The organism is Bacillus sp. 22446 (assembly GCF_052044955.1).
In the GTDB taxonomy this organism is placed as follows: domain Bacteria; phylum Bacillota; class Bacilli; order Bacillales; family Bacillaceae; genus Bacillus; species Bacillus altitudinis.
Window position 1 is genome coordinate 24,099 of the sequence record NZ_JBQEOD010000005.1, and the last position, 13,556, is coordinate 37,654.

Annotated in this window: 14 protein-coding genes and 1 pseudogene; 13 read left to right on the forward strand and 2 right to left on the reverse strand. The window is 39.8% G+C overall.

The annotated features are described in order from the left end of the window. Nucleotides 1–32: 32 nt before the first annotated feature. The 5 genes from ACTJJD_RS11600 (at nt 33) to ACTJJD_RS11620 (ending at nt 6,588) form a co-directional block, all read left to right on the forward strand. Nucleotides 33–1,001, forward strand: a complete 969-nt coding sequence (locus ACTJJD_RS11600; RefSeq protein WP_284565168.1) for a 2-hydroxyacid dehydrogenase — start codon at nt 33–35, stop codon at nt 999–1,001. Nucleotides 1,002–1,223: 222 nt separating this feature from the next. Continuing rightward, on the forward strand, nt 1,224–2,525 hold the full coding sequence (locus ACTJJD_RS11605; RefSeq protein ID WP_017358915.1) for a homoserine dehydrogenase: 1,302 nt from the start codon (nt 1,224–1,226) through the stop codon (nt 2,523–2,525). Beyond that, entirely contained in the window at nt 2,525–3,586 is a 1,062-nt protein-coding gene (gene thrC, locus ACTJJD_RS11610; protein ID WP_048002236.1) for a threonine synthase, read from the forward strand. The genes ACTJJD_RS11605 and thrC overlap by 1 nt, the downstream gene beginning before the upstream one ends. Continuing rightward, nucleotides 3,583–4,515 (forward strand): homoserine kinase, encoded by a 933-nt coding sequence (gene thrB, locus ACTJJD_RS11615; RefSeq protein ID WP_007500423.1) that lies wholly within the window; start codon nt 3,583–3,585, stop codon nt 4,513–4,515. The genes thrC and thrB overlap by 4 nt, the downstream gene beginning before the upstream one ends. Nucleotides 4,516–4,617: 102 nt before the next feature. Next, a complete protein-coding gene (locus ACTJJD_RS11620) occupies nt 4,618–6,588 on the forward strand; it encodes a S9 family peptidase (RefSeq protein ID WP_284565167.1) in 1,971 nt (656 codons plus the stop codon). Between the two features lie 44 nt (nt 6,589–6,632). Here the strand turns inward: ACTJJD_RS11620 and ACTJJD_RS11625 are convergent. Next, nucleotides 6,633–6,932, reverse strand: a pseudogene (locus ACTJJD_RS11625) (NifU family protein). Between the two features lie 121 nt (nt 6,933–7,053). Between ACTJJD_RS11625 and ACTJJD_RS11630 the strand changes: the two are divergent. Continuing rightward, nucleotides 7,054–7,383 carry a YuzD family protein gene (locus tag ACTJJD_RS11630; RefSeq protein WP_008346819.1) on the forward strand — a complete coding sequence of 110 codons (330 nt, stop codon included), beginning with the start codon at nt 7,054–7,056 and terminating at the stop codon, nt 7,381–7,383. 100 nt (nt 7,384–7,483) lie between these two features. After that, the gene (locus tag ACTJJD_RS11635; RefSeq protein WP_136944519.1) at nt 7,484–7,714 is read left to right on the forward strand and encodes a WYL domain-containing protein; all 231 of its coding nucleotides are present in this window, start codon (nt 7,484–7,486) and stop codon (nt 7,712–7,714) included. 48 nt (nt 7,715–7,762) lie between these two features. On the opposite strand, the gene ACTJJD_RS11640 is transcribed toward ACTJJD_RS11635, so the two are convergent. Continuing rightward, nucleotides 7,763–8,830 carry an NAD(P)/FAD-dependent oxidoreductase gene (locus ACTJJD_RS11640; RefSeq protein ID WP_039168948.1) on the reverse strand — a complete coding sequence of 356 codons (1,068 nt, stop codon included), beginning with the start codon at nt 8,828–8,830 and terminating at the stop codon, nt 7,763–7,765. Nucleotides 8,831–9,085: 255 nt separating this feature from the next. On the opposite strand from ACTJJD_RS11640, the gene ACTJJD_RS11645 reads away from it, so the two are divergent. From ACTJJD_RS11645 to ACTJJD_RS11670, 6 genes are all read left to right on the forward strand, one after another. Beyond that, nucleotides 9,086–9,322: a YuzB family protein gene (locus ACTJJD_RS11645; protein ID WP_008346813.1), complete on the forward strand. Its 237-nt coding sequence runs from the start codon at nt 9,086–9,088 to the stop codon at nt 9,320–9,322. A 270-nt stretch (nt 9,323–9,592) separates the two neighbouring features. Continuing rightward, nucleotides 9,593–10,447 (forward strand): diaminopimelate epimerase, encoded by an 855-nt coding sequence (gene dapF, locus ACTJJD_RS11650; RefSeq protein ID WP_058213652.1) that lies wholly within the window; start codon nt 9,593–9,595, stop codon nt 10,445–10,447. Nucleotides 10,448–10,520: 73 nt separating this feature from the next. Beyond that, a complete protein-coding gene (gene erpA, locus ACTJJD_RS11655) occupies nt 10,521–10,883 on the forward strand; it encodes an iron-sulfur cluster insertion protein ErpA (protein WP_008357254.1) in 363 nt (120 codons plus the stop codon). A gap of 305 nt (nt 10,884–11,188) precedes the next feature. Beyond that, the gene (locus tag ACTJJD_RS11660; RefSeq protein ID WP_284565166.1) at nt 11,189–11,785 is read left to right on the forward strand and encodes an SLATT domain-containing protein; all 597 of its coding nucleotides are present in this window, start codon (nt 11,189–11,191) and stop codon (nt 11,783–11,785) included. Between the two features lie 12 nt (nt 11,786–11,797). Further along, the gene (locus ACTJJD_RS11665; protein ID WP_255389743.1) at nt 11,798–13,168 is read left to right on the forward strand and encodes a reverse transcriptase domain-containing protein; all 1,371 of its coding nucleotides are present in this window, start codon (nt 11,798–11,800) and stop codon (nt 13,166–13,168) included. Between the two features lie 177 nt (nt 13,169–13,345). Continuing rightward, nucleotides 13,346–13,552: a hypothetical protein gene (locus ACTJJD_RS11670; RefSeq protein WP_008346803.1), complete on the forward strand. Its 207-nt coding sequence runs from the start codon at nt 13,346–13,348 to the stop codon at nt 13,550–13,552. Nucleotides 13,553–13,556: the final 4 nt, after the last annotated feature.

A 13,556-nucleotide genomic window follows, 5' to 3' on the forward strand; every position in this document is an offset into this window, starting at 1 on the left:
GCTTAAAGAAAGCAACCAAAGGAGTGTTCTTCTTGACGAAACCTTATGTCTATATCACAAGAAAGCTTGATGAAACAACACTTACACCATTAAAAGAAGTCGCTCATATTGACATGTGGACGAGCGAGGATGAGCCGTGTCCAAGAGAAGAGTTAGAAAAACAAGCGGCTCAAGCAGATGGGCTGCTCACGGTGCTGTCAGATCAAGTAGATGAGGCACTTTTATCAAATGCTCCAAATCTAAAAGTGGTCGCGAATCTCGCGGTCGGCTATGACAATATTGATCTAAAGGCAGCTAAAAAGCACAGGATCACGGTATGTCATACACCGGACGTCTTAACAGAATCGACGGCTGATTTAGCCTTTGCGCTTTTGATGGCGTCAGCAAGACGAATTGTCGAAGCGAGTGATTGGATTAAGGATGGGAACTGGACAGGCTGGGGACCGCTTCTTCTAGCTGGTGCTGATGTGCATCATAAAACGTTAGGGATTGTCGGAATGGGCAGTATTGGAACCGCACTGGCCAAGCGGGCAAAAGGTTTTGATATGAATGTTCTGTATCATAACCGTTCAAGAAAGCCAGAAGCAGAAGCGAAGCTAGGTGTGATCTATGCCGCATTTGATGAGCTGCTTGCGCAGTCTGATTTCATCGTTTGTTTGACGCCTTTAACGCCTGAAACGAAAGAAATGTTTAATAAGAAAGCATTTGATCAGATGAAGAACACGGCTTACTTCATCAACGTTTCCAGAGGGCAGACGGTAGACGAAGAGGCTTTATATGATGCTGTCACGACAGGAAAAATTGCAGGAGCAGGTCTGGATGTATTTAGCAAGGAGCCAGTCAGCTCAGATCACCCGTTAACGACATTACCAAATGTGACAGTGCTTCCTCATATCGGAAGTGCGAGTGTTGAAACGAGAAAAAACATGATGCATTTATGTGCTGAAAATATTGCGCTTGTCCTGCAAGATCAGCAAGCCAAAACGCCAGTTCAGGCGTAATCTCAAGCTTCCCGGCTTCGGGAGCTTTTCTTACAAAAATATTTTGAAAATATAGAATCTTGATATAAATAGCTGTTAAGCGGTTTCATTCTCATATTCTCTTATTTTATTACCTTGTCAAAATGAGGATACCCCTTTATAATGTGTGTACATTGAATGTCTGTGTTAGGTTAACAAATGTCTTTTTAGAGAGGACATTTACGGAGAAAGGTGGAATTTCAGGTGAAGGCAATTCGAGTTGGACTACTAGGATTAGGAACAGTGGGGAGCGGTGTCGTTAAGATTATTCAAGATCATCAGGATAAATTAATGCACCAGATCGGCTGTCCGGTATTAATACAAAAAGTGCTTGTGAGCAATCCCGATAAAAAAAGAGATGTGGATGTGGCAAGAGAGGTCTTCACAACTGAAGTATACGATGTGATTCGAGATCCAGAGGTCGACGTCATTATTGAAGTGATGGGCGGCATTGAAGAGACAAAACAATATTTAATAGATGCATTAAATGAGAAGAAGCATGTCATTACAGCCAATAAGGATTTAATGGCGCTATATGGCACAGAGCTTTTACATGTAGCAAAAGAAAACGGCTGTGACCTTTACTATGAAGCAAGTGTCGCAGGTGGGATTCCGATTTTGCGTACACTAGAGGAAGGTTTAGCCTCTGACCGCATCACAAAAATGATGGGAATCGTGAACGGGACAACGAACTTTATTTTAACAAAAATGAATGTCGATAAAAGCGCGTATGAAGATGTATTAAAAGAAGCGCAGGATCTTGGCTTTGCAGAAGCAGATCCGACGGCGGATGTAGAAGGGCTAGATGCGGCAAGAAAGATGGCCATCCTGGCAAGACTCGGCTTTTCCATGAATGTAGACTTAGAGGATGTGAAAGTGAAAGGCATCTCGGACATCTCGGATGAGGACATTAATTTCAGTAAACGTTTTGGCTATACAATGAAGCTGATTGGAATTGCCCAAAGAGACGGAGAGAAAGTGGAGGTCAGCGTACAGCCAACTTTACTTCCTGATCATCACCCGTTATCTTCCGTCAACAATGAATTTAATGCTGTCTATGTTTACGGAAGTGCTGTCGGAGAAACGATGTTTTACGGACCTGGAGCAGGCAGCCTGCCAACGGCAACAGCTGTAGTCTCAGATTTAGTCGCTGTTATGAAAAACATGCGTCTTGGTGTGAATGGCAGTGGATTTATTGCACCGCAATTTGAGAAGAAAATCAAATCATCATCCGAAGTATTTGCTCAGCAATTTTTAAGAATACATGTGAGAGATCAAGTCGGAGCTTTCTCCCGCATTACATCGATTTTTTCTGAAAGAGGCATCAGCTTTGAAAAGATCCTGCAGCTTCCTGTCAAAGGGCATGATGAGCTTGCTGAAATTGTGATTATTACACATCAGACATCAGAAGAAGATTTCTCAAATATCCTGCAAACATTAAACGATCTCGACGTGGTGGTTCAAGTGAAGAGCACGTACCGAGTAGAAGGGAACGGTTTAAGCTGATGAAGTGGAATGGACTCATTGAAGAATTTCAAGAATTCTTACCAGTAAACGAACACACACCTAAACTAACATTAAATGAAGGAAACACACCGCTGATTCATCTCGCAAAGCTATCTGAAAAGCTTGGGATTGAACTTCATGTGAAAACAGAAGGCGTCAACCCTACAGGTTCTTTTAAGGATCGCGGGATGGTCATGGCCGTCGCAAAGGCAAAAGAAGAAGGCAATGATACGATCATGTGTGCATCGACAGGGAATACGTCTGCAGCAGCAGCAGCTTATGCGGCGCGCGCTGATATGAAATGTATTGTCATCATTCCAGATGGAAAAATTGCCTTCGGTAAGCTGGCGCAGGCTGTCATGTACGGAGCAGAGATTATTGCCATTGACGGCAACTTTGATGATGCGCTGAAAATTGTCCGCAGCATCTGTGAAAAAGCTCCGATTGCACTTGTTAACTCCGTCAATCCATACCGAATTGAAGGACAAAAAACAGCGGCATTTGAAATCTGTGAGCAGCTAGGCTCCGCACCGGACGTACTGGCGATTCCTGTTGGAAATGCGGGGAATATTACAGCGTACTGGAAAGGCTTCAAAGAATATCATGAGAAAAAAGGCACGGGACTGCCAGTCATGCGTGGTTTTGAAGCAGAAGGAGCTGCAGCCATCGTTAGAAATGAAGTCATTGAGCAGCCAGAAACAGTCGCAACAGCCATTCGCATCGGAAACCCTGCAAGCTGGAAGCAAGCTGTAGCAGCGGCAGATGAGTCAAACGGGAAAATTGATGAAGTGACAGATGAAGAAATTCTTCATGCCTATCAATTGATCGCACGTGAAGAAGGTGTGTTTGCAGAGCCAGGCTCTTGTGCATCAATTGCAGGTGTACTCAAACAAGTGAAATCTGGAGAAATTAAGCCAGGCAGTAAAGTCGTCGCTGTACTAACAGGAAACGGTTTAAAAGATCCGAATACGGCGATTGATATTTCACACATCAAACCGGTCACACTGGATGCAGATGAAGATCAAATTCTGGAACATTTAGAAAAGGCCGCACGCGTATGAGTAACGCCTCCATGCTTTTTTCAATCACAGTACCGGGAAGCACTGCCAACTTAGGACCAGGCTTTGACTCAGTCGGAATGGCGCTCAGCCGCTATTTGAAGCTATCGGTCTATGACCATGATAGCTGGCTGTTTGAAGCAGAAACAGATGTCGTGTCTGGTATTCCATCAGGCACCGATAACCTGATCTACCAAACAGCTAAAAAGGTCGCAGATGACTTTGGAAAAACACTCCCGCCTGTTCATGTCAAAGTGTGGAGTGATATTCCATTGGCAAGGGGGCTTGGCAGCAGCGCTGCTGCCATTGTCGCCGCTATTGAGCTCGCCAATCAGTTGCTTGAATTAAAGATGACCGATGATCAGAAGCTCTTTTTTGCAAGTGAGGTAGAAGGTCATCCAGATAATGCGGGTGCCTCTTTATTCGGTGGCTTACTCATCGGTCTTCATGAAGAAGACAAGACACATGCCGTTAAAGTACAGCATGTGGATGTAGATGTCGTCGTCGTGATTCCTTTTTATGAAGTGCTCACAAAGGATGCCCGTGATGTCCTGCCAGAGGATTTTTCCTATAAACAGGCCGTGAGTGCGAGTGCAGTGAGTAACGTCCTTGTCGCCGCCTTAATGACGCAGAACTGGCCGCTTGTAGGGGAAATGATGAATAAAGATTTATTTCATCAGCCATACCGCACGATGCTTGTCCCAGAGTTGTCAAAGGTGGAGCACGTTGCTTCATTAAAAGGCGCGTATGGAACGGCATTAAGCGGTGCTGGGCCGACTATTTTGACCTTAGTGGAAAAAGGGAAGGGAGAAGCGCTGAAAAAGCAGCTTGCCCAAAATTTCCCGCATTGTGAAGTGGATGTACTGACGGTGCCGGTAGAAGGTGTCGTCGTCGAGCATCATTCTGTGAATCAAATGAAGAACGTGCTGTGAAGACGCACGTTCTTTTTTTATCCTTGTTTTTCATAACAAAAGCAGGGATTATTATTTAGAGAAGCGAACTATTTTTGATACATAAAAGGAGGAGATCTATTGATGAAGAAATTGATAACAGCAGAGGATTTAACACAAATCGTGTCTATTTCTCATCCAGTTTATTCACCAGATGGAAAGAAGGCTGTTTTTACAAAAGTATCGGTGAATGAAAAAAAGAATGATTACAATATTCATTTATGGGTTCGAGATGAAGAGACAGGGGAGCTGTCTCAATGGACATTTGATGATGGAAAGCATCATCAACCAGCATGGTCAAAAGACGGAAAGCAGCTTGCGTTTATTTTGCAGAAGCCAAAGGAAGTCCCTCAGATCGCACTTATTCAGAGCGATGGCGGCGGAATTCGTACCTTAACGAATATTCCTTACGGCGTCTCTCAACCTGTATTTTCACCGGATGGAGCGTTCATTTATGCAGCGGTCTCATTAAAACAAGAAGAATCTGTTCATGATGAAAAAAAGGAAGAGTGCGATGACTTTGCTCCGGCCGTATATAATGATTTGACTTATAAAGCAGATGGCAGAGGCTTTTTAGACGGGCGTCTGACGCAAATTGTAAAAATCGATGTCCGTTCCGGCGAGGTAGAGATGGTTACGAGTGAGCCCCATCATCATGTGAATCATGTCATCTCTCCTTGCGGGAAGTGGCTTGCGTATATTCAATCAAATCCTCAGACGTTTTACATAAGTGATATCTGTCTCCTTTCCTTAGAGGACGGTACATCCAAGAAAATCACCCAATCAACAGGCGCTTACACGACTGTATCATTTTCTCCAAATGGAGAAAGCCTTTTGTACATTGGACACGAACGTGAATTTGAAAATGCGACCTTCCTGTCATTGTGGCTGCATGACCTGAAGGAGAAAAAGACCGTTCAATTGTCAGAAATGCTCGATATGTATGTAGGAAACTGTATGGCAGGGGATAGTGTTATGGGTGAGGCCAATCAGCTTCCACAATGGACAAAGGATAGTCAGGGGTTTTATGCGCTTGTTTCTGATCAAGGGAGTACCGGAATTTATTATTTCTCTATTGAAGGCTTAGCCTATCCCGTTCGTTTAGAGGCAGAACATGTGACGAATTTCAGTCTTCATCCAGACGAATCAAAAATGCTGATCAGCCGTCTTTCACCTGTCTCGCCTAGTGAGCTGTATGAGCTGACTTTAGGGGAATCCTCACTCAAGCAAATCACGTTTGAGCATGATGACTTTCTAAAGGAACATGTCATATCCGAACCTGAACCAATTTCTTTCCAGTCAAAAGAAGGAGACGTTGTACATGGCTGGTTGATGAAGCCTGCTCAGATGGAAGAGGGGAAGACATATCCACTAATCTTAGAAATTCATGGCGGGCCGCATGCGATGTACGGTCATACGTATTTTCATGAATTTCAAATGCTCGCCGCTGAAGGGTATGCGATTGTGTACATCAATCCTCATGGCAGTCATGGGTACGGACAGATGTTTACGGATCGTGTAAGAGGCAGCTATGGTGACGTTGATTATGAGGATGTCATGATGGCTGTTGATCATGTGCTCGAAGCCTATGACTTCCTTGATGAAACAAGGCTTGGCGTAACAGGCGGCAGCTATGGCGGTTTTATGACCAACTGGATTGTCGGACAGACAGACCGTTTCCGTGCAGCTGTTACACAGCGTTCCATCTCGAACTGGATTAGCTTTTATGGCATCAGTGATATCGGCTATTTCTTTACAAAATGGCAGATTGATGGGGATATTTATGACTCTGTTGATAAGCTATGGGATCGTTCGCCGCTAAAGTATGTAAAACAGGTGAATACACCGCTTCTGATCCTGCACAGTGATGAAGACTACCGCTGCCCAGTTGATCAAGGAGAACAGCTTTTTGTGGCATTAAAGGAGCTTGGAAAAGACACGAGATTAGTCAAATTCCCGAAGGCCTCTCATGATTTATCGAGAAGCGGCCACCCTGGGCAGCGTATTCAAAGACTGACCTTTATTCAAGAATGGTTTAGAGAGAAGTTATCCTAATCAAAAAACGACCCAGTAAGGGTCGTTTTCATGTCATATATGAATTAGAAAACCTGTTCAACTTCTACAACGCCAGGTACTTCTTCTAATAATGCGCGCTCAATACCGGCTTTCAATGTAATGGTTGAACTTGGGCAGCTGCCGCATGCACCAAGAAGGCGTAATTTCACAATGCCATCTTCAATGTCTACAAGCTCACAGTCTCCACCATCACGTAATAGAAATGGACGAAGTTTGTCCAGTACTTCCTGTACTTGGTCTTTCATTTCGACTTCAGTCATTAGATATAATCGCTCCTTTCACAACATATCACCATTATATTCATCTGGACGATAAAAATCTATTGATTGGTTTCAAAGTTTCCTTCTCATTATAGCACAATCTCATCTTGAAACAAAAAGTGATTTTGACTTTTTTCATACAGAAAATTCAGCTAAAATAAAGAAAGAATGGGGGGCTTGTCAAATGAACAAAACCGTTGACCTTTATGTATATGGAAGAGATGTCCTGTGCGCTAGCTGCGTGAATCTGCCTTCTTCAAAAGATACATTTGAGTGGTTAGATGCAGCATTAAAACGAAAATATCCAAATCAGCCGTTTCGCATCACATATATCGATATTGAGCACCCGCCTGAAAACGAACGCCAAAAAGAATTATCTGAACGAATTCTTGATGATGAATTCTTTTATCCGCTTGTCCTTGTTGAGGATCAAATTGTAGGAGAGGGCAATCCGAAATTAAAAGATATTTATCAAGAAATGGAGAAATATGGGTACGAAGAGAGCAGTGAATGAGCTGTTCTTTTTTTAGAAAAATAAATCGAACAAACGTTCCTTTTTAGGTTGATTTAGAACGTTTGTTCGTATATAATGAGATGAAAGGAGCGTGAGCATCATGAATTATTTACTAAAACAATCTCTTCATCAACAAATACCGATTGATATGATTTATATGAAGAAAAATGGAGAGTGCTCGAAACGAAAAATCATTGTACATCGTCAAACTGAACAGTTCATACAAGCTTATTGTTTATCGAAGAAGACGATCAGAACGTTTCGTAAAGACTGCATTCTTGCGCTTGCTCCTATCAAAGTGAACCATCCATTGGCACATGCCGTTTCATAATAAAAGCTCCTTCATTAGAAGGAGCTTTGAGAAAAAATTCACATCATTTTATCCATTGTGATGCTTATACATCCAAAGAAGTCCAGATTTTAAGAGTCTTGGAACACGACCAACAAGCGGGCGATCCGCTACTAAGCCAAAGCCGGCTTTTTTCCCTAAAGAGCCGAGTACGCCTTTTAACTTAAACTGCGGGTAAGCCTCAGGAAGCGGCTCGTTCTTCCAGCGTTTCTGTAGAGATTGCACAATTTGCTCTGCCTGTGCCTCGGCAAGCTGTGCACTTGGTGCGTGCGGCAAGCTTGCGCAGTCACCTACGACATAGACATGCTCATCTCCAGGGAGATTGTGATGAGGAGTTAAGACGACACGGCCTTGGGCGTCTTTTTCAACATCCATATCTCGTACGACTTTACTTGGCTGAATTCCTGCTGTCCACACGATGACATCTGCTTCAATGGCATCGTCATGGTTGTACACAACTCCTTCTTCAACCTTCGTAATATTGGCGCAGTTAATGATCTTTACATCATTTTCTTCAAACCATTTTTGTACATATAAACTTAATCTTTTTGGGAAACTGGATAGAATCAGTTCTCCGCGGTCAAAAAGAATAATGTTTAAATCAGAGCGGCTTTCACGCAGTTCACTGGCTAGCTCTACCCCGCTAAGTCCAGCACCGACAATGCCAACTGTTGCACCTGCGCTCAAATTGTTTAATTTGTTATACGTATGTCTTGACTGATCAATGGTTTGAATGCTGTATGTATGTTCTTTCGCACCAGGGACATTGTGATACTTGTCCTCACAGCCGAGTCCGATTACCGTATCATCATATGGAATCGGTTCACGGTCGCTAAATAAGATCTGTTTGTTTTCAATATCAATTTTTTCTACTTCCCCGTATTGAATATCCAGCTTTGGATGCTCTGGAAAAGATACTCGAATGTGATGATCAGAGATCGTTCCAGCAGCAAGTGCATAATATTCTGTTTTTAAACAGTGGTAAGGGTTTCGATCAATTAATGTGATAGTAACATCATCAGGTAATTGATTTGGCAATAAGCGGTGGAGAACCCGCATATTCCCGTAACCTCCGCCGATCAAGACTAAATTTTTCATGACGATTCTCCTTTTCCCCCTAGACATTGAAAAACACTTATACTAAAAAACTTTAAGTTAAAATACCAAATAAAATTATATCGAATTTACTGTGAAACCACAATAATTGTTTCAAAATAACCTACATATTCATTACTTAGTCCTAAATAGTAAAACATTTTACGGGGAATAGGCGTAACGATTTATTGAAGCTCATGTTTTGACTAATAGAAGGAATTTCGGTAGGATAGTAAGGCAAATGTGAGGTGAAGCACAGTGTTTCCACTGATCGAATTTTGTGTAAGTAATCTTGCACAAGGGTCTCAAGAAGCAAAAGAGAAACTTGAAAAAGACCCAAACTTAGATGTAATGGAATACGGTTGTTTAAGCTACTGCGGCAAATGTATGGACTCCCCATTTGCCCTTGTGAATGGAGAATTTGTTTCTGGAGAAAATGCAGAGCAGCTAGTTGAGCGTATTTATGCTTTTATAGAGGAAAACGACATGTTTTAAATGCACCACATGGGTCATGAGGTGCATTTTTTTCATATATTCAGTTTCCGTTTTTTAGGGGAAAATATAGAAAGCGCATCCAATATGTTATGCTAATAAAATATCATCAAAATGAAGCATCACACGAGAGAAAAAGAGACATATGCATAATAAAAGCCCTTTGCCATGGCAGCAAAGAGCTTCTATGTATGAAAAACGGGGGATGATAAGATTGTCTCCTGAATCGACTCCTTTTATACTATAAAGAAACAACATTTTTGGAGGACGCTCATGACATCATTTCAATTCACGAAAATGCACGGACTAGGAAACAATTATATATACGTCAATCAGATGAAGGAACAGCTTCCAGAAGAGCAGCTGTCAGAGATAGCGATCCGTGTTTCTTCTGTTTATACAGGTATCGGTTCAGACGGAATGATCCTCATTTGCCCATCAGATGTTGCGCCTGTGAAGATGCGCATTTTCAACAATGATGGATCAGAGGGGAAAAACTGCGGTAACGGTCTGCGTTGCGTTGCTAAATATGTATATGAGCATCAAATCGTAACAGACACAACGTTTAAGATTGAGACATTGTCAGGACTTGTTGAGGCGACCGTTCATGTGCAGGATGGTCACGTTCAGTTAGTGACAGTAGATATGGGTAAACCTCGTTTTGAAAAAGAAGCGATGCCAATGCTTGGTGAACCGGCCAGTACAACGATTAATGAACCGCTTGATTTTGGCACGACGACCTTAAATGGAACAGCTGTTTCAATGGGGAATCCCCATATCGTTTTCTATTTAGAAGACATTGAACAGGCGCCGCTCGATTCGCTTGGGCCAATCATTGAAAAGCATGACATGTTTCCAGAAGGCGTCAATGTAGAATTTGTTGAACGAGTCAGTGAAACGGAACTGCATTTCCGCGTGTGGGAAAGAGGATCAGGGATTACGCAAGCGTGCGGAACAGGAGCATGTGCTGCGGCTGTATCAACGATTGTCAATGGACAGGCGAAAAAAGAAACGGATATGACCGTTCATCTAGCTGGCGGAGACCTCATCATTCGCTGGAAAGACAATGACCATGTGCTGATGACAGGACCTGCTGAAACAATTTGTGACGGCACATTCTATCTCTAAACCATTTATTTGAGAAAAGGCAACATCACGTTTATAATTGAAAAGAAACATCCAGTCAAAAGGAGGGATGATCGTGAGTACACCAGTAACGATTACAGAAGCTGCTGCATTGCAGATTAAAGATATGATGAAAGAACATGAAGAAGAAAATGCGTTCCTACGAGTGGGCGTAAAAGGCGGCGGCTGCAGCGGTCTTTCATACGGGATGGGCTTTGACCATGAAGTCTCAGAGAAAGATACGCAGTTCGAACAGCACGGCATAAAGGTTCTTGTTGACTCCGAAAGCCTTGATATCATGAACGGCACCATCATTGATTTCAAACAATCACTAATGGGCGGCGGTTTCACGATTGACAATCCGAACGCGATTGCGTCATGCGGATGCGGTTCTTCGTTCAGAACAGCTACCAATACCGGTACGCCGGAAGAGTGTTAAATTCATAACATTAATAACAAACAACCTTCTCAATTAGAGGAGGTTGTTTGTTATTAATAATGTATATTTGAAATAACACATGGAAAAACACACTTTTTTTCATACAATATTACTATATTTATTTTTACAGTTATTGACTAATGATGAAAATTGTGCGAATCTATAAATAGACACAGAGACTTTCTTCTGGACCTTGAAGTTTTAAAGGTAAGCTAATTTCTTTGGAACATTGATTCTTTAAAAGAATATTAACTATTCAACTTTTTAAAGCTCTGTGTCTAAATAAATTTGGAGAAATAAAAATTATGATAGAGAATATTAAAGAGGACATTGAATCTTTAAAAGACAATAGAATATGGATTACAAAAAAAGCAAGAATGGAAGCTGAAGCAAGATTGAACCGAAATAATCTTTTTGCACAACTCTTAGTTAATTACTATACCTTTGTTGTTTTGGCTTTTTCCATTTGGACTCTAGTTTCACAAGATAAGGTAATGTCTTTATTAACAGTCATTGCTTCAGTAGGGCTTTTTGGAGTATCTATCTTCGTGAGTTCAGCCGGCTTTAGGGAAAAAGCGCTTCAGTTCAAAGACTCTTATTCAAATTTAAATGAACTGGAATTTGAACTAAACAATTTACTGAGAATTTCTGATTCAATCGGAATTTATGAACTTATTAAAAGACTTAAAGAATATGAGATTCAATATAATAATATTTTGAATAAGATAGATAATCATAAAGATGTTGACTATATTAAAGTGCGTTTAAAACATCAGTCAAATATTACTTTTGGGCCGATTGCATATTATTATTTTAACAAGTTTGTATATTATACTTTTATATTATTGTTATTAATTATTCCATTTGTTCTTTCAATAATTTATTTAATCATGAATTTATAAGGAGAAAATTAATTGTCAGCGAGTAGTGAATTTAAAAAATATTATTCTATTTATAAGCTAGAAGAGGTATTTAAACTTTATATTAAACATGATAGTGCACTAGGTATAGATAAGATGACTTATAATAATTTTGTGGAAAATCAAAAACAAATATTTGAAATTATAAATAGGAAAGTCACTCTGGGTACATATAGATTTACTGCTTATAAAGAAAAACTAATATTAAAATCTAGAAATTCATACCCGAGGCTTATTTCAATACCAACTCTTAGAGACAAACTTGTTTTGAAATCGCTACACTTGGTTTTATCTAATACATTTAGTGAAATAAAACAGCCATTACCACAAGAATGTATTCAAGATATAAAAAATTGCAAGGATAAATTCAATAAATTTATTAAATTGGATATTTCTGATTTTTACGGAAATATAAGACATGGAATACTGATTGATAAATTAAAGAAAAAGATTAAGAAAGAAGAAATCTTATCTTTAATTAAAGAAGCAATAACAACACCGACATATTTAGGTGATGGTGGAAAAACTCAGGAGATAATCACCCAGGGGGTACCCCAAGGATTGTCAATATCAAATATTTTGGCAAACTTATATTTGCATAATTTAGATTTAGATTTTCAAGAAAGAGAAGACCTAAAATATATTAGATATGTTGATGACATTATAATTATGTGCACAGAGGAAAACTTTAAAAAAGTTTATAAAGAAATTAAGTATGAATTGGAAGGGATTTACAACCTTCAATTAAATATTGATAAAGAAGAAAAAGGTGATATTAAAGAGAACGGTTTTAATTTTTTAGGCTATGCTTTAAAAAATTCGTCTAATGGTACACCAAAATTAACTGTTAAAGAATCAAATAGTAAACGATTTGAGAATTCAATAGTTAAAATATTCGCGAAATATAAACATTCTAAGAGAATGTCACCTGAACAATTTATCTTTACAATTAATAATAAGATAACAGGCTCTATTAGCAGTAAGGTAAACGGTGATAAAAATAAAGAATTCAGGTATGGTTGGTTATTTTATTTTTCTCAAATGGAGGATACAGAATTTTTATATCATTTAGATTGGTTTGTCAGAAATTTGTTGGATAAATTTCAATTGGATCATATAGATAAAAAGAAGATAAAAAAGTTTTCAAAAGCCTTTAATGAAATAAAATATAATTTTAAAGAGAGTACTTATATACATAGACCTGATGATTTGAATGTTCAAGAAAAAAAAGCACTGTTGGAGAGTATCTTTAAGGTACCCAATAAAGATTTAAATAACGAACGCAACATAGAAAAAATTTATAGTAAATTGGTTTATAAACCTATTTTAGAATATGAAAAAGATATTTCTAGTATTATTTCCTAGAACCTTATTGGATCCCATCTTACTTAGCTTTTAAAATAAATTTAAAGGAAATGAATTTTTAGATTTCAAAATCGCTCAATTTTGTTACAGCTTGTCCTCACAACTGGCTATTTCCACTCGAAAAGAGTATCATGAGAACCAAACATATACTGTCATCAGAAAAGAGGTTGCTGAGGTTTGAGTGAACAAATCAATTGCAGGAACTGTCATGAACTGATTCCGTATCGTTCAAAAACATGTCCGTCTTGCGGGATAGACAAGCCGCTTCCGAAAAAGGAACGTGTGAAGGATCGGGTGATTTTGGTTGTGGCAGGAATTGTTGTGGTGTTACTTGCTGCAATGGTACTTGGAATGGCGAATGCCTATATTGGGATTTTTAAATAAACAA